The 19,064-nt window shown below is 46.0% G+C and carries 18 protein-coding genes; 12 read left to right on the top strand and 6 right to left on the bottom strand.

Annotated elements, in window-relative coordinates:
- Positions 1-10 precede the first annotated feature (10 nt).
- The 6 genes from WCK19_RS00205 to WCK19_RS00230 all read left to right on the top strand — a co-directional run bounded on the left by WCK19_RS00205 (position 11) and on the right by WCK19_RS00230 (position 5,362).
- A complete protein-coding gene (locus WCK19_RS00205) occupies positions 11-733 on the top strand; it encodes a hypothetical protein (RefSeq protein ID WP_342395321.1) in 723 nt (240 codons plus the stop codon).
- 19 nt (positions 734-752) lie between these two features.
- Positions 753-1,940, top strand: coding sequence for a M48 family metallopeptidase (locus WCK19_RS00210; RefSeq protein WP_342395322.1), 1,188 nt, complete (start codon positions 753-755; stop codon positions 1,938-1,940).
- Position 1,941: 1 nt separating this feature from the next.
- Positions 1,942-2,475, top strand: a complete 534-nt coding sequence (locus WCK19_RS00215; protein ID WP_342395323.1) for a Dna2/Cas4 domain-containing protein — start codon at positions 1,942-1,944, stop codon at positions 2,473-2,475.
- Positions 2,476-2,638: 163 nt separating this feature from the next.
- Positions 2,639-2,995: a response regulator gene (locus WCK19_RS00220; RefSeq protein WP_342395324.1), complete on the top strand. Its 357-nt coding sequence runs from the start codon at positions 2,639-2,641 to the stop codon at positions 2,993-2,995.
- A 94-nt stretch (positions 2,996-3,089) separates the two neighbouring features.
- Positions 3,090-4,886 (top strand): DNA polymerase III subunit gamma/tau, encoded by a 1,797-nt coding sequence (gene dnaX, locus WCK19_RS00225; protein WP_342395325.1) that lies wholly within the window; start codon positions 3,090-3,092, stop codon positions 4,884-4,886.
- A gap of 137 nt (positions 4,887-5,023) precedes the next feature.
- Positions 5,024-5,362, top strand: a complete 339-nt coding sequence (locus WCK19_RS00230; protein ID WP_342395326.1) for a hypothetical protein — start codon at positions 5,024-5,026, stop codon at positions 5,360-5,362.
- 139 nt (positions 5,363-5,501) lie between these two features.
- Here the strand turns inward: WCK19_RS00230 and WCK19_RS00235 are convergent, their stop codons facing one another.
- Positions 5,502-5,957: a response regulator gene (locus tag WCK19_RS00235; RefSeq protein WP_342395327.1), complete on the bottom strand. Its 456-nt coding sequence runs from the start codon at positions 5,955-5,957 to the stop codon at positions 5,502-5,504.
- A gap of 351 nt (positions 5,958-6,308) precedes the next feature.
- Between WCK19_RS00235 and WCK19_RS00240 the strand changes: the two genes are divergently transcribed.
- From WCK19_RS00240 to hflX, 3 genes are all read left to right on the top strand, one after another.
- Complete coding sequence (locus WCK19_RS00240) at positions 6,309-7,637, top strand: peptidylprolyl isomerase (protein WP_342395328.1); 1,329 nt, start codon at positions 6,309-6,311, stop codon at positions 7,635-7,637.
- The gene (gene miaA, locus WCK19_RS00245; RefSeq protein WP_342395329.1) at positions 7,637-8,599 is read left to right on the top strand and encodes a tRNA (adenosine(37)-N6)-dimethylallyltransferase MiaA; all 963 of its coding nucleotides are present in this window, start codon (positions 7,637-7,639) and stop codon (positions 8,597-8,599) included. Before WCK19_RS00240 ends, miaA begins: the two co-directional genes overlap by 1 nt.
- 201 nt (positions 8,600-8,800) lie before the next feature.
- Positions 8,801-10,273, top strand: coding sequence for a GTPase HflX (hflX, locus tag WCK19_RS00250; RefSeq protein WP_342395330.1), 1,473 nt, complete (start codon positions 8,801-8,803; stop codon positions 10,271-10,273).
- Between the two features lie 108 nt (positions 10,274-10,381).
- Here hflX and WCK19_RS00255 read toward each other — a convergent pair whose 3' ends face one another.
- From WCK19_RS00255 to WCK19_RS00270, 4 genes are read right to left on the bottom strand one after another with little or no spacing between them, the layout of a single operon-like run.
- Positions 10,382-12,151 (bottom strand): ABC transporter substrate-binding protein, encoded by a 1,770-nt coding sequence (locus WCK19_RS00255; protein ID WP_342395331.1) that lies wholly within the window; start codon positions 12,149-12,151, stop codon positions 10,382-10,384.
- Positions 12,151-13,500, bottom strand: a complete 1,350-nt coding sequence (locus tag WCK19_RS00260; RefSeq protein WP_342395332.1) for a TldD/PmbA family protein — start codon at positions 13,498-13,500, stop codon at positions 12,151-12,153. Before WCK19_RS00260 ends, WCK19_RS00255 begins: the two co-directional genes overlap by 1 nt.
- Before the next feature lie 11 nt (positions 13,501-13,511).
- Positions 13,512-14,126: a hypothetical protein gene (locus WCK19_RS00265; RefSeq protein ID WP_342395333.1), complete on the bottom strand. Its 615-nt coding sequence runs from the start codon at positions 14,124-14,126 to the stop codon at positions 13,512-13,514.
- On the bottom strand, positions 14,126-15,574 hold the full coding sequence (locus WCK19_RS00270; protein WP_342395334.1) for a TldD/PmbA family protein: 1,449 nt from the start codon (positions 15,572-15,574) through the stop codon (positions 14,126-14,128). The genes WCK19_RS00265 and WCK19_RS00270 overlap by 1 nt, the downstream gene beginning before the upstream one ends.
- A gap of 214 nt (positions 15,575-15,788) precedes the next feature.
- Between WCK19_RS00270 and WCK19_RS00275 the strand changes: the two genes are divergently transcribed.
- The 3 genes from WCK19_RS00275 (at position 15,789) to WCK19_RS00285 (ending at position 17,883) form a co-directional block, all read left to right on the top strand.
- Positions 15,789-16,097 (top strand): hypothetical protein, encoded by a 309-nt coding sequence (locus WCK19_RS00275; RefSeq protein WP_342395335.1) that lies wholly within the window; start codon positions 15,789-15,791, stop codon positions 16,095-16,097.
- Between the two features lie 122 nt (positions 16,098-16,219).
- A complete protein-coding gene (locus WCK19_RS00280; RefSeq protein ID WP_342395336.1) occupies positions 16,220-17,272 on the top strand; it encodes a BadF/BadG/BcrA/BcrD ATPase family protein in 1,053 nt (350 codons plus the stop codon).
- Positions 17,272-17,883 carry a hypothetical protein gene (locus WCK19_RS00285; RefSeq protein ID WP_342395337.1) on the top strand — a complete coding sequence of 204 codons (612 nt, stop codon included), beginning with the start codon at positions 17,272-17,274 and terminating at the stop codon, positions 17,881-17,883. The genes WCK19_RS00280 and WCK19_RS00285 overlap by 1 nt, the downstream gene beginning before the upstream one ends.
- A 31-nt stretch (positions 17,884-17,914) precedes the next feature.
- Here the strand turns inward: WCK19_RS00285 and WCK19_RS00290 are convergent, their stop codons facing one another.
- Positions 17,915-19,051: a glycosyltransferase gene (locus WCK19_RS00290; protein WP_342395338.1), complete on the bottom strand. Its 1,137-nt coding sequence runs from the start codon at positions 19,049-19,051 to the stop codon at positions 17,915-17,917.
- Positions 19,052-19,064: the final 13 nt, after the last annotated feature.

The following is a 19,064-nucleotide window of genomic DNA, read 5'->3' on the forward strand; positions in this document are numbered from 1 at the left end:
GAAAGCAAAAATGGCAAACACAAAAAAAACCAAACCCCAAAAGAGCAGTTCAGCCGGTTGCATTTTCCTCATAATAGGATTAATTGCGTGGATAGCGTTGTTGGTTATCGGTCCTTTTACTTTCTTTGATGCGCTTGACGCAAAAAGCACCGCTAACACCCTCGTCAAAGGTAATGTAACGCTCATATCTCAGGAGAATTTCGGCTCCGACACTTTTAATGTGCTTACCATTACCGACGCAAGTGCCAGCAATCCGGTCAAAGCAATTGTACAACAGCAAGTGTACGATGTTGCTAACGCTTATTGTAAAAGCCTGAATTGTTACGCCGAAGCCGAGTTTGAAAGCAATGATGGGCTTCTCAAACTAAGCCTCTACGAATCTCAGGGAGGCACAATTCTAGCGCGAATTGCTAATCACTCTCAGGAACAAGATGACCTAGACTGGGCGACTGTATGGAGCATTTGTTTTCTGGTAATAACCGCTTTTCTTACCATCGGTTATTTCATTTATACCGCAAATGTAAAGAAAAACCCGAACAAAAGTAAAGCGCCCGAACCACAAGCGCGGGTATATTGGGATGGCAAGGGAATGCCACCGCAGGGTGGTATAACCAGTTCTGGGGAATGGTACAAAGCACCACCAAGTGCGGTACAATTATATTCAAAAGTCACGGGTAATCAAGCTAATACCACCAAAACAGATTCTCAGGGTTCAAAATTGTCCAAACTTTAGATAAAAGTCAGGTTGCAAAATGACTATATCTACCGAAATGAGCGAGAATCGTCAGCGTAAGGCAAGCAAGTATGCCAAAACTAGACGAGCGCTATTTTTTGCTAATAGCGGGTTAGGACTGACAGCGTTGTTATTGGCACTTTTCAGCGGATTTTCGCTGGAAATTCGGAAGCTCCTCGAAAACTGGAATAATAACCAGTGGCTAGTTGTACTGCTATATATGATTTTGATGGGTGGCATTTACGCCACCCTGACTTTTCCCTTGAACGTATATAGTAGCTTGTATTTACCTCGAAAATATGGGCTTTCCCACCAAACGTTAGGGGGTTGGCTCATTGATGTTTTCAAGGGCGCAGTAATAGGTGGGATAATCGGGCTATTATTAATCTCCCTTCTATATCTGGGCTTGAGAAGCTTACCGGAGTGGTGGTGGTTAGCAGGCGGTATATTTTACCTGTTCTTTGTGATAGTAATGTCAAACCTTGCCCCTGTAATTATATTGCCCTTATTTAACAAATTTATTCCTCTTGAAAACGACGAATTGCGCGAGCGTATGCTACGGCTTGCCGATAAAACCGGAGCAAGAGTCAAGGGTATTTATACGATGGATTTCAGCCGACGTACCAGCACCTCCAACGCCTTTGTAACCGGAGTAGGCAACACCCGCAGGATTGTGCTAGGTGATACCCTCACTCAACATTTTACCGCCGATGAAATCGAAGTGGTTATGGCGCATGAGCTTGGACACCATGTGCATGGCGATATAGGGCGCGGGATTTTCTTCGATGCGACAATAACCCTAGCAGGTTTGTTTATAGCAAATTTGCTACTACAAAATACGCTTGGCGTTTTTGGCTTCCGGGATGTGGGCGATGTTGCTTCCTTCCCTTTGCTGGCATTGGTTCTGATGGGGTTCGGTCTGATTACAAATCCGGTAACTAACGCCTACAGCCGTAACCGCGAAAAAGCAGCGGATTATTACGCACTGGATATAACTGAAAATGTAGCCTCATTTATAACATGCATGAAAAAGCTGGCTAACCAGAATCTGGCGGAAGTAAATCCGCCCGGTTGGGCAATTTGGCTATTTTATACACACCCGCCAATCTCGGAAAGAGTGCGGTTGGGAGAAAATTACGCGCGAAAACAAGGCTTGAATCCTTACCCTGACGCAGGTTATCCTCAGAGCGAATCAGGTTCAAACTAATATGGTTTGGCTTATTACGATTGCTTTTATTTTGATTGTTTTTGGATTTCTATTTACATTATGGTCGAAGAAAGCAGCAAATTCCAGCGGTTTGCCATTTCAATATCGGATTGTTTATAGCGATACCGGAGGCTGGAAACAAGTTGAAAAAAGCCTATATAGTGCGCGTTATAACCTTATCGGTAAACCGGATTACATCGTCAAAACCCGAACAGGATTAATTCCAGTTGAAGTCAAGCCCAAACGTATTGCCCCACAACCTTACTATAGCGATATTCTTCAACTAGCGGCATATTGTCTATTATTGGAAGAAGACTGGCAAGAGAAACCAGCTTACGGCATTTTACGATACGCCGAACAAACTTTCAGAATAGAGTGGAACAGCACCTTACGAACTGAATTGCTGGAAATCATCTCCGAAATGAGAGATTTAGAAAAATACGCAGCAACGCCCGGTTGTAAATTGCCTGAACCCAATCACGATATGACAAAACGCTGTCTTAATTGCGGTTATTATCAAAGCTGTCATAAATAAATTTGTGAATGTGGCTGTTTTTCTTAAAATATCCTTTATAGATACTCAATACTTTTTTTGTATATTAGCTATTTTATTTGTACAATTAAGTGCAAGCGATTTAAAGCGTAAATGTAACAAAAATAAATCGATAAAAAATTAGGAGCGTCCTAGCATTAATCCGATGAAGATACTGGTGGTGGATGACAATTCTGGCTTGGTTAGAACTATGGGAAAAGTGCTGGCAAAAGCCGGATATGAGGTGACACAAGCCAACGGTTTTCATGAAGCGCTGGATAAAGCCAGTTCTCAGAAATTTGAAATATTGCTTACCGACTTTGATATGCCGGAAGGCAATGGAATTGAGCTAATCAAGCGTTATCGCGAAAAAAACAGAAAACAGAAAATTGTAGCTCTAATAATGACGGCTTATCCAGAAGTTGAGCTTGAAATTGCTAAAAACCCCGGTACAGTGGATGGTTTTTTGCTCAAACCTTTTCTGGTGCGCGAGTTATTGGACATGCTAAAACGCTATCACTGAGACTGTTTCAGCTTTGCAGAATCTTACTGATGGTCTATAATATGTCCATCTGAAAATTCCAAATGCCAACATACAGTGGGGATTAGACTTTAAAATGGCAATAGCGAAGAAATCAATGGAGAGTGACGATACTCCCGACAATCAAAGTCATTCCCAATCACTCTACCGCAAATGGCGTTCACAAACCTTTGACGAACTGGTGGGGCAGGAAGCGGTTACACGTACCCTGAAAAATGCCATTGCCACCGGAAGAGTCGGTCATGCCTACCTTTTCTGCGGTCCCAGAGGCACAGGAAAAACCTCCACTGCACGCCTGTTAGCCAAAGCCATAAGTTGCCTCGAAACTGATGTCAACGCACGCCCATGTAACAAATGTGAAGCCTGCCTCAGTATTAGCGAAGGGCGAGCGATGGATTTAATCGAGATTGACGCTGCCAGCAATCGAGGTATTCAAGACATCCGCGACTTGCTCGAAAAAATAAATTTCCAGCCCAACGCATTACGTAAGAAATTCTATATCATAGACGAAGTACACATGCTGACCGAACCGGCTTTTAACGCGCTGCTCAAAACTCTGGAAGAACCTCCCCCGCACGCTATCTTTGTACTTGCCACCACCGACCCCCAAGATATTCCGGCAACAGTTTTATCTCGCTGCCAACGCTTTGATTTTCAGCGCATTAGCCTTAAAGAAATTGTAGAGCGACTCCAGTATGTGTGCCTCGAAGAAAAAGTGAAAGCTGAAAAGGCTTCTCTCGAATTGGTAGCGCGGCAAGCAACCGGGAGTCTGCGCGATGCGCTAAGCCTACTAGACCAACTAATTGTTTTCAGCGAGGGAAATATCACCCTTGAAACCGTCAAGCAGATGCTCGGCGTAATGAATAGTGAGGCTGTGCCAGATTTCGTAGAGGCATTACTAGAACGAGAGCTTGCGTCAGGACTTGAGCAAATCAGCAATTTAGTGCAAAGTGGCGTTGATTTGAAGCGGTTCAATCGTGAATTGGTAGAACACCTGCGCGGCATGATGCTGCTCAAAGCAAACCCCGATGCACGCGAATTACTCGATTTGCCGAACGAAATACTGGAGCGTATGCAAATACAGGCAAAGCGGATAAATCTAGCTGAATTAATTGCCTTACTCAAAATTTTCAGCGGGGTTGATTATAACCTGAAGGTATCGCCTTATACCCAATTGCCGCTTGAAATTGCGCTTATGGAAGCCGTGTTGGTTGAAACGGTGGTACAACCTCAAGTAGTAACTCGCCAAACTCCTAGCAGAACTGCCCCTAATCCGGCAGTAGCATATAGAGAACCGCCTGTTATTAACCAGCATCGCCCCACTGTGCAAAAAGAATCGGCAACAATGTATCCTATGGACGAAGATGAGTTACCAATTGCCAGAACCACAAATCCAACCGAAGTGAGAAAAGAACCGCCTGTAATAAATCCACCACGCCCGGTTGCGCCAGCAAACCAGAAAGAATCGCCAACTACGGATGGGGCAAACTTGAGTCTAGCTGAAGTACAACAAGTATGGGGACAGTTGCTGGATAAAATCGGCAGTTCGCAGGTCACGATAAAAGCGTTGCTTACCGAGGCAAGTCCGGTAGGAGTAGAAGGCAAGCAAATTATGCTGGCTTTTAAGTATCAGTTCCATCGCGAGAAAATTTCACAGGAAAAGAACAGAATTTTTGTAGAAGAGCAGTGCAGCCAGATACTAGGGCGGACAGTTTATATCCAGTGCGTAGCTGATGAAGGCAGCAGCCCGAATAGTGCGGAAGGTTCTGCGCGTACAGATTCTAAGAATTCCGGGAAAGGTAGCTCACCGTTGGACGAGCGTTCGCGTGCAGCAGCGCGAATCTTTAACGCTACTGTCCAAGATTTTGATTAGGTTTCATTCCCGCATTATTAACATACCTTTCTCTGTTATATCAAAGCCTTTAGGCTATAATTTAAGTAGATTCTAGCGTAAAAAAAGCAATTAAACGCGGGCAGTTTCTGCGTACTTTGGGAAAGGAAGGAAATAATATGGCTGGAGGAGCAGTTTGGGTAAAAGGCGCTACCCGCAATAGCCAAGACAAAATGGTGCAACGGGCAAAAGAGGATTTGGCGCGAGTGGTTGGCATAGAGGATATGCCGGAACTTGTCAGTAAAATCAAGTTGGTATCGGTTACTCCGGTAACATGGCCTGACTCGCAACTAGGCTACCTACAGGCAGGGTTAAAGAAACAGCAGGGTATTAATCCCGGCTTTTTAATCAAACTAGATTACTCAGGGCGTGAATACACATATCACACCAGCTTTAGCCGAGTAGTGTATGTGCCAGTCGGTAAAGGAATGCCACCGCTTCCGGCAAACGCGATGTAAACCATTCCGGTTTTTCTAAAGGCTTTGTGGGTTTTTTTAATACAAAGCCTTTTTTGTTTCATAAATAAAACGCCCGGAGTGACCGGGCGATTGTGGTTGATTGCTTATGCCGTTTAAGCGGTTATTTGTCCAAAAAAAACTAGAAAGAGTGCAGGTTAGCGCGAGCCATACGGCTGAAAACCGTCTCTAGCAGTAACGCAAGCACATGTTCCCCTTCTTCCCCTTTAACCACATAATAATCTGCGCCCATTTCGTAGGCAGTTACCATGTTTTTTAATTTGTTTTCACTACTAAAAACGATAATCGGTATATTACGTAGCTTATTGGTGGATTTAAGAGTTTTACACACCTCAAAACCATTAATTTTTGGAAGAAAAAGGTCTAGAATAATCAAATCAGGGCGAATTTCATCAGCTTTTTTTATACCTTCGATTCCATCCCTGAGCAATTCAACCTCATAGCCTTTGCCTTCGAGGATAAACTTGGTTTTAGCAGCTTGCCCGAAATTATCATCTATTATCAAAATCTTTTTAGGCTCTGAAGAAGCTGCTTTTATTTTGTAACTATATTTGAATGGTAGTATTTGGAGATTCATTAATACCGCCTTCTGGTATAAAGTTGTTTGGAATTTGGACGCAGTTTGCCAGATAGGGAGTAATCTTAACTTTTTTTATGAACACCATAATTATCTAAACTGCATTTCCTTGACCCTATCATATAGGTTAACTATAAAAATCGGGTTAAAATTACCACACTTACAATAAAATTATTATTAAAATCCTTGATTTTCCTCATTATTGCTCTGCTTTCCTCTTTGGGTTATACTCGGATTATCCAATTTTATAATTCAGTTGGATATTAGATAGCAGCTTTGATTGGGTTTGATACCAAATTGAGGTTCAGAGCAAGGCTTCCAACAATTTTAAAGCGAACCTCTGGATATATAATGAACAAAAATCAATTGCGTGTAATTAGATGGTTTAGTTGTCTGTGGCTGGTAACTATACTATTGCAAGGTTGTGGAGAAATCCTTAATGCTACTCCCACCCTGCCGGAAGGCATTCCTACCAATGCTAAACTCGGTACTCCCCTTCCAGTGACACGCACACCAACCGCCACGCCGATTCCATTACCAACCAATACGCCTGTTATTATCACCAATACTCCCCAACCCGTTGGTATAACCAATACACCTTTACCTTCAAATCAAGTATTGGCAGAATTGAATGGTCAAACTATTACATTTGACGAATATTTGCGCTATCGCCGCTTTTACGCCTTCCGAGACTTATTTTTTTACCAGACCTTTGTGGTAAACCCAAAGCCAACTGCCGTGGATATTGAGCAACTGCGTTTGCTGCAAAAACAGCTTGACGATTTGCCATACCAACCGGTAGATAAGCGCAAATTACAACAATATCTCCAAGGTATTATTCTGGTAACTGAAGCTAAAAAGGATTATGGAATTACCGTGTCAGCAGATGAAATAGACCTTGAGATTGGAAATCAAATTGGTCCTGCACAAACCTTTAGTCAAGCCGACCTAGAAGCGACCGCAACTGCCGGTACGGTATATACGGCTGTGGCTTCGATTGAACTGGCTACAATTGCAGCTGTAACACTACCTCCGGGGGTGACTGCACTTCCCACCCCAACTGTGCCACCAACACCTACCCCTATTATGTCCCCAGCAGCTACCGCTGTTACGCGCCAACAAACTTTCTTTGAGGCGCTCAAACAGGTTACAGGGCTTACTCGCGATGATTATCGAAGATACGAAGCAGAACCTTCGGTGGTTTCTCGAAAACTTGACCAGAAGCTAAGAGCGCAATTGCCAAAAATAGGCGACAATGTACCACAATGGCACTTCAGCCAAATTGTTTTTAATGATGAGGCTACCGCTCAGGCAACCATGAAAGATTTGCAGGCTATACCGGTAGCTAATTTGCCGGAAGCTTTTGCTAAAGCCGCTCAGGAAAAATCTCAGGATATGCTGACTGCCTACCGTAAGGGTGATGCAGGTTGGGTGGTCGAGCAGATGGTGGAAACTGATTTATTTAATTTGCTAAAAGGTCTTAAAGTAGGACAATTTGCAGCACCCATACAAAATGGAGGAAGTTGGGTATTGGTTACACTCACAGGCTATGAGCCAAACCGCCCCCTAGATGCCAGCCAATGGGAATATCTGGCAGGTTTATCATACGGGCGCAGTGTGGCTTTTGATAATTGGATGCACGCCAAAATACAGGCGGCTAATGTAAAATTCTTCTTATAGTGGAACAAACAACTTTAAAACCATTGATAGCGCTGACTGGAGCTACCGCTGTCGGCAAAAGCACGCTGGCGGTTATACTGGCTGAAAAGTTTTGCGGTGAAATTGTCAGCGCCGATAGCCGTCAAGTATATACCGAGATGGATATTGCCACCGCCAAGCCAAGCCATGAAGATTTGCGCCGTGTTCCGCACCACCTGATAAATATTATACCGCCGGATAGAGAGTTCACCCTCCCTGATTTTCAACGCATGGCAACCAACGCCATTGAGGAAATACAACAGCGCGGTAATTTACCCTTTCTGGTAGGCGGTACAATGCTCTATATCAACGCAATGTGTGAAGGCTGGGAAGTACCCCACGTAGCGCCCGACCTAGATTACCGCCACAAATTAGAACAGGAAGTTGCCGAACATGGTACCGCTGCGCTTTACCTAGAATTGCAACAACTAGACCCTGAAGCATGCGCTCATATCATACCCAATAACGCCCGGCGTATCATCCGTGCGCTAGAAGTTTACCGCAGCACCGGACGTAAATTTTCTGAGGTACATGGTAAGCGCGGCGCACCATACCGGATTTTGAAACTAGGCTTGACGCTGGAACGAGAAGCTTTATACCAACGTGCCGATGCGCGTATCGAAGAAATGTTCAGGCAAGGGTTGGTGAACGAAACCCGTCACTTGCTAGAAGCAGGTTACGCCCCTTCCTCACCTGCGATGACCGGGCTTGGCTATGGGCAGGTAGGGGCTTATCTGCGTGGCGAAATGAGTCTTGATGAGGCAAAAAACCGCATGCGATTTGCCACTCATCGCTATATTCGCCAGCAAAATACTTGGTTCAGGCGTGACCCGACAATCATATGGTTAGACGCTACAAAAAGTAATTATGCTTCACAGGCTGAGTCAGCTATTGAGAATTTTTTAAGAGAATGGAACTTTTTAAGCAATTCTAACGTATTATAATATAGATATATACTATATACAGGTAAGCATTTGCTATTGCAAAAGCAAATGAGAAACTTTGCCTGTTGACCATTGTGGATATGTTGATATAATTGGGGATAAATAGTGTTATTTACCCCACACAACTTGTTGTATTATTAGTTTTAAGTAATAAAATTAGCCTTTCACGAGCGAAGTAGCCCGCGAAAGCGTACACGGAGGATGCCTACGCAGACCTTTTCCGAACACGATGAAAATCGCGAGTTACACAACCCCGATAAATTTTCCGATAATGAAAACACTGCGCAGGAAACCCCACCGAGCGCATACGAGCATCTTTTTGAAGAACCCCGTATTGTTAAGCCCAAACGTTCCAAAGTTCCGGTTTATCCTACGGGTACCCCGCAAGAGAAAGCCTTACTGGTTGGTGTGGGACAGCAGAGCGACCTGTTTGATGTCGAAGATTCGTTGCTGGAATTAGAGCAACTATGCGACACCGATGGGGTAGCGGTAATCGGCAAAACTTCCCAGAAAATTAGTACACCGAATCGCTCATATTTCATAGGCAAAGGCAAACTGCACGAGCTTAAAGCGATGCGCGAGAGCATGGAAGCGGATGTGGTGATATTCGATGTGGAACTTTCCCCCACTCACCAACGCGAAGTGGAAGAATATTTAGGGGTTAAAGTTATTGACCGCACCGCGCTGATATTGGATATTTTTGCCAAACGCGCCCGCACCAAAGAAGGACGCTTGCAGGTTGAACTGGCACAACTGGAATACCGTTTACCTCGCCTAACTCGCATGTGGACGCACCTTTCGCGCCAAACTGGTGGTGGGGTAGGATTGCGAGGTCCCGGTGAAACTCAGTTGGAAATTGACCGACGCGCCAGTCGTACCCGCATCAGCTATTTGAAAGAGCAGTTGGAGCATGTACACAATCACCGAGAGCTTTACCGAGAACGTCGCCGCACCGAAGAAATTCCGGTAGTTTCGCTGGTGGGCTATACCAACGCAGGAAAAAGCACCCTATTGAACAAGCTCTCTAACGCCGATGTGTTGGCAGAAGACAAACTTTTCGCCACGCTCGACCCCACCACGCGCCGCGTAAAACTGCCCAACGGTCGAGACATATTGTTGACCGATACGGTAGGGTTCATTCAACGCTTACCGCATGGATTGGTAGAAGCTTTCCGTAGCACTCTAGAAGAAGTCAACGAAGCGGACTTGTTGATTCACGTGCTGGATTTCACTCACCAGAACGCGCAAGAGCAAGCCCAAACAGTTGAAGAAGTGCTAAAAGAATTGGGTGCAAGCGACAAACCTCGTATTATGGCGCTAAACAAAATCGACCTGATGGTTGATTTAGAAGATACGGGAAGTAGAAATTCCACCACTATCAGCCAGCAGTTATCGAAAGAATTTGAACTGCCGGACGATTATGTGCCTGTTTCCGCGCAGACGGGCATCGGGCTTGACCAGTTATTAATACGGATTCAGCATATGCTAGATGTTGGTCTGGTCAAGGTAAAGCTGAACATCCCCTACAGCCAAAACAAATTGGTGGCGTTATTCCACCAGAAAGGGCATATTGACAAAGAGCAATTTCTGGACGAAGGCACCCATATCGAGGGACGGATACCCGCCCACCTTGAACCTATGTTCAGACCTTACACTTTCAAACGCGCCTCTTAAATAAAAGAAAACCCCCTTCCTGAAAACTCAGGTATGGGGGTAATTTTTTTATCCGGGTTATTCACTAATTAATCTGCCTGCAAGATTTGCCGCTTATATACCGTGCGCCTAATTGAAGCTCAAATATGCCCAATTTTCTATGCCATTAGGGCTGGGTTCATAGCCGTTAATATCTCGCCGTACTGCAACGGGCCAATCTACATAAGCCAAAGGTAGTAGGGGAATATCACTTAATAATTGATCGGTAACTTGACTATAAAGAGGTCTTCGGTTCACAAGGTTATTTTCGTTGCGGGCAACCTTTAGCCACTTCCGCACCACCGGATTGTTATAGCCCAAATCCTTGCGTTCCTCCCCAAAAAAGCGGAAAAGAAACTCTTCAGGGTCGCCATTTTCACCTTGCCAACCACCCATATAAAGAGTATAGCGCCCATCATCGCGATGTGGATTAAAATTAACCCACGAACTTTCTTCGTGCAGAACTATCTTGATGTTAATTTTTGCAAGGTCATCTACAATGGCTTGTGCTATTTTACCGGGGTCAGGATAATATAAGCGCGAAACAGGAATGACCCATAAGTCTATTGGAGTAGTAATACCGTTGATATAACCAACTTGCGCCAGCAAATCACGCGCTTTTTGCGGGTCATAAGGGTAAGATTTAAGGTCGGAACGGAAACTAAGCGCAGAGGGCGGCAAAAATCCGGAGGCGATTGTACCCAAGCCCTGATAATATTTACCCACTAAGGCAGCGGTATTAATCCCATAAGCAAGCGCTTGCCGTACCTCTATCAGATCGAACGGCGCACGAGTTTGATTTATACCGAGGAAAGCTATATTTAAAGCAAGGCGGTGCTTGATTTCGAAAATGGGGTCATTAAGATTAGCGGTCACATCCTCAGGTTTAATCTTATCGGTTGCGCTGATTTCACCGCTACGTAAAGCACGCAAGCCATCCTGATTTCCCGGCAACACCTTCAAAACGATAGTTTCAATGGCACGAGCGGGCAACATATTTGGGTCTTTCTCCACCGAATAATTTGGGTTTTTCTTCAATGTCATATAACGCTGCTCTAGTTTGGCGCGGCGGTCGTAGGGTTTATCCACCATATAAGCTCCGCTACCAACCGGCTTTATGAAATTACCCTCCTTATCAAAAGAACTTTGAGATACTATCGCAAATTGTGGCATGGACAACACCTGAAAGAAATTAGGCATTGGCGCTTTAAGATGCACCACCAATGTGCGTGAATTAGGTACTTCTAACCGATCCATATCAAGAATACCGGGATAACCGGGATAACCGGGTAAATCCACAAAAAAATTGCGGTAAGTGGAGAAATCACCCTTATGATAAACACTATTAGGGTTTGACCAGCGGATAAAATTCCAGCGCAAAGATTCCGCATCCAACGGAGTACCATCAGAAAAAACCAGTCCGCCACCAATACGAATTGTATATGTTAAACCATCTTCCGAAATGTAAAAGCCATCAGGTTTAAGGAGAGAGGCATATTGATATTGCATACTACCCGGTTTAAACTCGAAAAGAGTATCAAAAATCTGGCGAACGATAATCAAGGAGGGCTGATCAACCAGATTTGCGGGGTCAAGCCCTATGCCCGTGGAGGGGTCGTTGGGGCTAGTTCGCATAAAAGCAACCGGCTCTTGACTCAGCCCGAAAATAAATTCCCGGTCGGGCTTAAAATTAGCTGGCGTAGTTATTTCAGTAGCAGATGCAGGCGTACCATTTACTGCTGCTTGTGTGTGCTGTGGAGTAGGCTGTTCGGGAGTAACAACACTAACGGTTTCCTCAGTACAAGCCCCAAGAATTAGATTTAAAACCAGTATTGCAAGCAGAAACCTGACCAATTGCATTAGAACTCCGTTGCACTATTAAATCTGAATCTACCAACCCTAATAGCAGGAACCAATGAACCAAAAACGAAATTAGGCAATAAAATTCGGTTTTGTGTAAGGGCAGTTACATCCCGCAAAGCTTCAACCGCGCTTTGGGTGAAACGCAGGTTTTTTACCGGACGTACAATCTCACCGTTTTCAATCAAGAATGTGCCATCGCGGGTCATACCTGTTAGTATCGCTTTATCCGGCACAAGGGGATTAACATAGTGAAAGCGCGTAACCCAGACACCGCGTTTGATACCCTTAAGCATTTCTTCTTTACTGCTGTCGCCTGCTTCCATAAAAAGGTGAAGTGGGATAGGACCAGATTCATTCTGTGTACCTGTGCTATGCCCGGTAGTGCTTTTGCCGGGTTCGCGATTAGCAGTATAGGTATCGTACACTACCTCTTTTGCAACGCCTGCGGCAATCATATTAACCCGCTTCCTAGTAACCCCTTCCGCATCGAAAGGCATTATTATATTGCGAGGGTCACTTCCATCATCATAAATAGTTACGAGCGGATTCATCAACTGACGCTCTAGTTGCATAAAGCTGCGCCCTTCTTGGATAGATTGCGCCCCCATTCCAAGAAAGCTCATATACGAGAGCATTTCGGATACGGCATATTCTTCCAGAATTACCTCATACTCGCCCGGTTCTAATGGTGCAGGGTTCGCGCTTCGCAGTGTCTTGTTAATAGCTTCATCTGCTATTGCTTCGCCATCTATTTCAGAAACACGAGGGCTGAGGCGTTCAGCATAACCGCTACTATTCTCGCCCATTATCACAGTTACAATATCGCTGCTCGCGCCTCGATAATAATTTGAAAGCCCTAGTGAATTTATCACTGCCACTTCAAAACCTTGTGTTCTAAACGCGCCACTGGCAATAATGCCCTGTTCTTCCGCTTTGCGACAAATGATACTAGCAGCATGGGCGCGTACTTGTGGGTCAGTATTGTAGGTTGCAGCATCCGGCTCAGGCACATTTACGGCTGTTACCAGTTCCGACCCCGGCAATGATTTGAAATTAGGATCAACTACCTGTAATTTAGCCAACCTTTCAGCGGTCTGTACCAGTGCTTTTAAATCTTCCGGTTTCAGGCTGTTGCCGCTGGCAATCCCAACCTTTTGACCGAACACACTCCTTACCTTTATAACGGTGTTATGCTCTTGCACGTTCTGGTGAATATAATTATTGGCAAAGCGGGTGAGCGCGGTTGTACCACCGTTGAAGCTGATTTCTGTCTGGTCTGCGCGAGCAAACTTCAAAGTATCCTGCAAAAGTCGAGTAAGTTGCTCTTTACCAAGAACCTCCGACATAGCCATATCTCCTATTGGGGCGTTCCTAGAGAGTAATCCGTTATGTACCAGCTATTTTCAACCATTTGCAGCATGGAGGTAAAACTTCCGGTACGCCCATCGTTATAATTTATCTTACCGCTCAAGTTAATTACAGTATTTCCGTTGTTTGTGGAAATTTTGGAAGTGACGTTGGTCAAATTGCTATAACGCGAAAGATAGCTTCGCCGTTGGCTCACAAAAGTCTGCAAACTGACACGAGTCAAACGATTTTTGGCAGAAGGTAAAACCAATTCGTACATTTTATCGGCGTTACCTTCGCGGGCAGCTTTTAAAAACTGGTCGCTTACATTGAGGGCATCCTCACGCCACGTTGACACCGTAGCAAGGCTAAACCCTACCACTATTATGCCAAGTATAACAATTCCAACCCAACCCGCTAAAAGTAGCCAAGCCCAACCCGGTAACCCGCTTTTACGAGGTAGCAAATAAGGGTAAACGCCCTGATAATACTGGTTATAATAAACTTGCGCCGATTGATAAATCGGGGTTATAGGAGGATAACCCGGCGGAGGAGGCGGATACATCTGGGGCGTGAGCGATGTAGCCGGAATATCGGATATGGGTGTATCCTGAAGATAATTCACTAGCTTTCCGCCCCGAATACCTTAATATTGCAAAAACGCACCGGAGCCGCGCCATGTCCAACGTGCATTCCCTGCATTGGCTCGCCCTTGCCGCAATTCGGTATCGCCCAAATATTCCAGCTATCGAGACTGCCAATTGCCTCGGCGCTGCCCCAAAACTGGGGAGTCATGCCAGTGTACGCCGGGTTACGGTACATCTGCCCAAGTTTACCGTTCTTTATTTCCCAAGCGGCTTCCAACCCGAACTGGAAATTTAGACGCTTATCATCAATACTCCAGCTTTTATTGGTTTCCATATAGATACCGTCATCCACGCCACCGATTAAATCATCCAGTGAACCACCGTTGCCCGGTTCGAGGTTGATATTGGTCATGCGAATGAGCGGGATGCGATTCCAACTATCGGCGCGGGCAGTGCCATTTGACTGCTGACCAAGCACAGCAGCGGTTTCCCTGTCAGTAAGATAATTCACGAAAAGCCCGTTCTGTACAAGAGGAGTGCGCGTAGCTTTGATACCTTCGTCATCATAGCCAAAAGTGCCAAGCCCACGCGGGGAAGTGGCATCGGCAATGATATTTACAATATCTGCGCCGTATTTTAATTTCCCCTGTTTCTCGGTAGTCAAAAAACTGGTTCCGGCAAAACTGGCTTCCATGCCAAAAACCCGATCCAATTCGGTGGGATGTCCGCAACTTTCATGCACTTGCAAACCTACTTGGCTACCATCCAAAACCAACGTGGTAACTTTGCTAGGGCAAACAGGCATAGTGAGCAATTGTATTGCCTGTTCGGCTATCCGGTTTGCATGCTCAGGTAGAGCTAGGCGAGGTATTAGTTCATAGCCTCCAGTTTCCCATTGCCCACCTTCCGAGTTCGGGTAACAGCGCCGCTGAAAACCGCCTTCTCCCACTGCATAACACTCGATACCCGCGCCCGCTTCACTCAATTCTTGCTCAATATAACTACCTTCGCTGCTGGCAAAAATCTTGTTGGTATTCAATACGTTGATAAAGCCTTTCGCAACGTGAATACCCTTGATGCGGCGCATCGTGGCATCCGCTTGCAGCAAAAGCTCAATTTGCTGTTCTATCGGCACGCTGAAAACCGGAATCTCAACCGAAGCGCTGTATTTATCCACCACTGAAACCGGATCGCCTAATTGTACCGGACGGCGGTGAACACTGGCAGAGGCTTTGGCAATTGCCACGGCTTCGGCTGTTACACGCTCTATCTCATGCTTTGTAACCACACTGCTGCTGCTAAAGCCCCATGCACCATCCGCAACAACCCGCACCCCAAACCCGGCGCTTTCGTTGAGGGACAGCGATTCAACCACGCCGTTCTTTACCTGAACATTTTGTTTTTTATCGGTTACGAAGCGAATATCCGCATAAGTAGCCCCTCTCAAGAGAGCGGTATCTAAAGCTATATTTGCAAGGTCGCGCATAAGCACTCCTTCCGTAAATAGTACAGTAATCTGCAATTGCTTTACACCAAGCATGTTACCATATTATGCTTCGACTGGAAAAGGTCATCCAATATATATAGACTAAAAAGCATAGTTAGAATATACTTTAACATATAAAATTGTCTGACCAAACTACTCGCCGTCTCGGTAGAGGGCTTATTACCTTGAATGTGATAGACAGGAGTATCTTTCAATGTTCAACGATAAAGTAGGTTTGGGCATCGCTGCTGCTGCACTTACCGGGGGCTATGCCGCCTTCAGAATTATCAAGGCAAAAAAAGATAAAGTTCAAATACCTGAATCACAGCCGGAGCCGATACCTGAGTCCTTAAAAGAAGCCACCCACATAATTATTTACGAGAGACGCGAGAAGTTTGCTCCCGTAAAATCTAGCAAGCTCAACTTGAAAGCGGCAGCCGAAAACGTACGTGCCGCATTGAATCTTACGGTTCTTCAAATCAAGATGCTCGTAGCAAGTGGGCTGGCATTGGCTTTATTATGAAAGAATTTTTGGGAGGCTTTGTCTTCCTGCATCACTATCTTTACAGCAAAATCTAGAGGGTTCAGTGTGGTATAGCACTGAATCAAACCTTACAATGGGTGGGAAAGCAGTAGCATAAAACAATGGGAACAAGTTACTATATTGGGATAGAAGCGGGCAGCCGCACTATCGCCCTTTTAGCGGATAATGAAGGAAACATAGTGGGACGTGGGGCGGCTACCATGTCCACTTACTCGATTGTAGGGCAGGATCGTTGCAGCCAGACTATTTGGAGCGCGTTATTTGCAGCTTTTGGTGTAGCTGGGATTAACGCACGCGACTTGCTGACCAGCGGGTTGCCGCTCCCTGAAGTGGAAGCAATCGCAATAGGCATGCCCGGCATCGAGAAGCCCAAAGAGGAAGCAACACTACGCCGTATTCTGCAAGAATACAATTTCACCGATAATATCAAAGTAACTTCGGACGCACACATCGCGCTGCTGGCAGGTTCGGAAACCGGCTATGGCGTTGCGGTGCTATCGGGTGAGAGCGGTCTGGCTTTTGCAATGGGCGAGAACGGCAGCAGCGCAAGGGCTGGCGGTTGGGGCTTTTTACTCGGTGAGGAAGGCAGCGCATACTGGGTTGGGGTTGAAGCGGTAAAAGCGGTACTGGCAGCAGCAGACGGACGCGCACCTGAAACAACTTTAACTGAAAAGGTCGCGATGGAATGGAAAATCGCGGCTAAACGCCCCGACTCGTTATCGCAACAATTCTATCGTCACGCCGCCGCACTCGGTACGGGTGGCAATAAGGCGCAAGTTGAAGATACGCTGGATAACTTCAGGCGGCAGGTTGGCTCACTCAGCCCCATAGTGGAACGCGCTGCTGCCAAAGGCGATGCGATAGCTATCGCAATATTAGAACGCGCTGCCGACCATTTGGAATCTGCGGCACGCGCCGCCCTGAATCGGGTTGGGATGGGTTCTGAAACAAAGGCTCTCCAAATTGCCAAGCAGGTGCTACAGGTATCTACAGTAAGCGAAAAAGCGCCGCTGGTGTACGCTGGTTCGTTACTACTTAGCAATCCGGGCGAGCTACGCCGTCGCCTTACCGAACGGCTCGAACCTCTTTGCGCCGAACCGACGCTGGTTTCCGAACCCGCAGAAGGGGCAGTACGCCTAGCAATGCAACCCTAATGAACCTCACACAGCTATTGGTACAGAGCGGCGTTGCAGTCGAACAAGCCGCTCAAATAACAAGCGATGTGGAAAATCTCTATTCGGAAGCGGGCAGATATTACCATACGCTAGAACATATTACCTCCACTCTTAGCATAATTAAGAGCTTGCAAGACAAGGCGCAAAACCTTATAGCCTTGAAGTTGGCAGCTTGGTTCCACGATGTAATCTACGACTCGAAAGCGAAGGATAACGAGGAGCAAAGCGCCGCTTATATGCGCAAAATATTGGGCGCGGCGGGTGTAGCCCTAGCATTAATAGAACAATCCGAGCGATTAATTTTAGCCACCAAAACGCATCAAGCCGCCTCTAACGACACCGACTGCCAGATTCTTCTGGATGCAGACCTATCTATTCTGGGTAGCCCTGCCGAAGAATACGAAACCTATAGGCATAAAATCAGGCTGGAATACGCATGGGTTCCCGAAGAACAATACCGAACAGGGCGCATACAAGTTCTGGAAAGTTTTCTGGAAAGAACGAGCCTGTATTACACTCGCCCTATATATGAGTGGTATGAAATACAGGCACGTTTTAACCTACGAAAAGAAATCGAATCTTTAAGCTGAACGGTGCAGCAATCCCGGTTTATGGCAAGGCTTAGAGCATCGAATAATAATAATCCTCGTATTCAGCGATAATCCGCGACCAGCTAAATTTTTTCTCGATATAGAGGCGACAATGCGCCCGGTCAATTTCATTTAGGCGCTTCACTGCTGCCTCCGCCGCTGCTACATCCTCGTAGGGTAGTAAAAAACCTGTTTCGGCATGCGTTATTATTTCAGGAGCCGCGCCTTTGTCCCACGCAATAACCGGAGTACCAGCCGCCATGCTTTCCGCCAATACCAGCCCAAAAGGTTCTTCCCAACGACTGGTGAACAACACCCCATCGGCGCGACTCATCAACGCAAAAAGGTTAGCACGATGCAACTGTCCCACGTATTGCAGATTTTGGTCTGACTCAAGCTGAGAGCGAATCTTGCTTTCATAAAAGCCGGAATCGTAAATACCACCTGCTATTACCAGTTTTTTTCCTGCCATACGCGCAATTTCAATGGCAAGGTCGAGACCTTTTTCAGGGGTGATACGCCCGGCAAAAAGCAGAAAGCCCTCGCCTTTCGCCCCAAAGGGAATGGCAGCGGTATCAATCGCGTTATAAATCACTCGGTCAATTTCAAAATAAGGGGCGTAAGTGGTGGCGCAGGCATTTGAAACTGTAGTAGCGCGACTCTTGCCTGTTTCGATCCAAGTGGTACGCAAGATAGAGTTTATACGCGCATCTAGCGCACCGATATGCAAGGTATGGACAGTAGGCACACCGGAGAGAGGCGCAAAGGCAAAAGCGGGCAAATCGTAAGCCATCGCATGGGCAATATCAAAGGCAGGAATAGCCCGATTTATACGCAAGTAGGTTTGCAGGAAAAGCTCAGTTTGCCGAAAGAAAGCCTCATCATTTTCACGGTAGCCGTCCGCTTTACTGAAATCGGCAGGGGTGAGTTCACCGAGCTTAACCGGCACCTCCGCCAGCGTAATTTGCCGAGCTAAAGCGGCATCTGCGGGGTGGGTTGCTTCTATTTTAGAACCGGGAGCGGCAAAAAGCGTAACCTTATGACCACGCCGCGCCAATTCCAGAGTCATATCGTGCAACATGGCTTGCGCTCCGCCGATAAAGGGTTGAGCAATGGGGGAAACCAACGGAGCAAGCAGGGCGATGTTCAGCTTTTTTCTATTACTCATTCTTTGAACCTCG

It is taken from the genome of Candidatus Chlorohelix sp., assembly GCF_037138995.1.
In the GTDB taxonomy this organism is placed as follows: domain Bacteria; phylum Chloroflexota; class Chloroflexia; order Chloroheliales; family Chloroheliaceae; genus Chlorohelix.

Coding starts and splice junctions, on each gene's coding strand:
- WCK19_RS00205 (WP_342395321.1), top strand. CDS start 11: ATGGCAAACACAAAAAAAACCAAACCCCAAAAGAGCAGTTCAGCCGGT.
- WCK19_RS00210 (WP_342395322.1), top strand. CDS start 753: ATGACTATATCTACCGAAATGAGCGAGAATCGTCAGCGTAAGGCAAGC.
- WCK19_RS00215 (WP_342395323.1), top strand. CDS start 1,942: ATGGTTTGGCTTATTACGATTGCTTTTATTTTGATTGTTTTTGGATTT.
- WCK19_RS00220 (WP_342395324.1), top strand. CDS start 2,639: ATGAAGATACTGGTGGTGGATGACAATTCTGGCTTGGTTAGAACTATG.
- dnaX (WP_342395325.1), top strand. CDS start 3,090: ATGGCAATAGCGAAGAAATCAATGGAGAGTGACGATACTCCCGACAAT.
- WCK19_RS00230 (WP_342395326.1), top strand. CDS start 5,024: ATGGCTGGAGGAGCAGTTTGGGTAAAAGGCGCTACCCGCAATAGCCAA.
- WCK19_RS00235 (WP_342395327.1), bottom strand. CDS start 5,957: ATGAATCTCCAAATACTACCATTCAAATATAGTTACAAAATAAAAGCA.
- WCK19_RS00240 (WP_342395328.1), top strand. CDS start 6,309: ATGAACAAAAATCAATTGCGTGTAATTAGATGGTTTAGTTGTCTGTGG.
- hflX (WP_342395330.1), top strand. CDS start 8,801: ATGCCTACGCAGACCTTTTCCGAACACGATGAAAATCGCGAGTTACAC.
- WCK19_RS00255 (WP_342395331.1), bottom strand. CDS start 12,151: ATGCAATTGGTCAGGTTTCTGCTTGCAATACTGGTTTTAAATCTAATT.
- WCK19_RS00260 (WP_342395332.1), bottom strand. CDS start 13,500: ATGTCGGAGGTTCTTGGTAAAGAGCAACTTACTCGACTTTTGCAGGAT.
- WCK19_RS00270 (WP_342395334.1), bottom strand. CDS start 15,574: ATGCGCGACCTTGCAAATATAGCTTTAGATACCGCTCTCTTGAGAGGG.
- WCK19_RS00275 (WP_342395335.1), top strand. CDS start 15,789: ATGTTCAACGATAAAGTAGGTTTGGGCATCGCTGCTGCTGCACTTACC.
- WCK19_RS00280 (WP_342395336.1), top strand. CDS start 16,220: ATGGGAACAAGTTACTATATTGGGATAGAAGCGGGCAGCCGCACTATC.
- WCK19_RS00285 (WP_342395337.1), top strand. CDS start 17,272: ATGAACCTCACACAGCTATTGGTACAGAGCGGCGTTGCAGTCGAACAA.
- WCK19_RS00290 (WP_342395338.1), bottom strand. CDS start 19,051: ATGAGTAATAGAAAAAAGCTGAACATCGCCCTGCTTGCTCCGTTGGTT.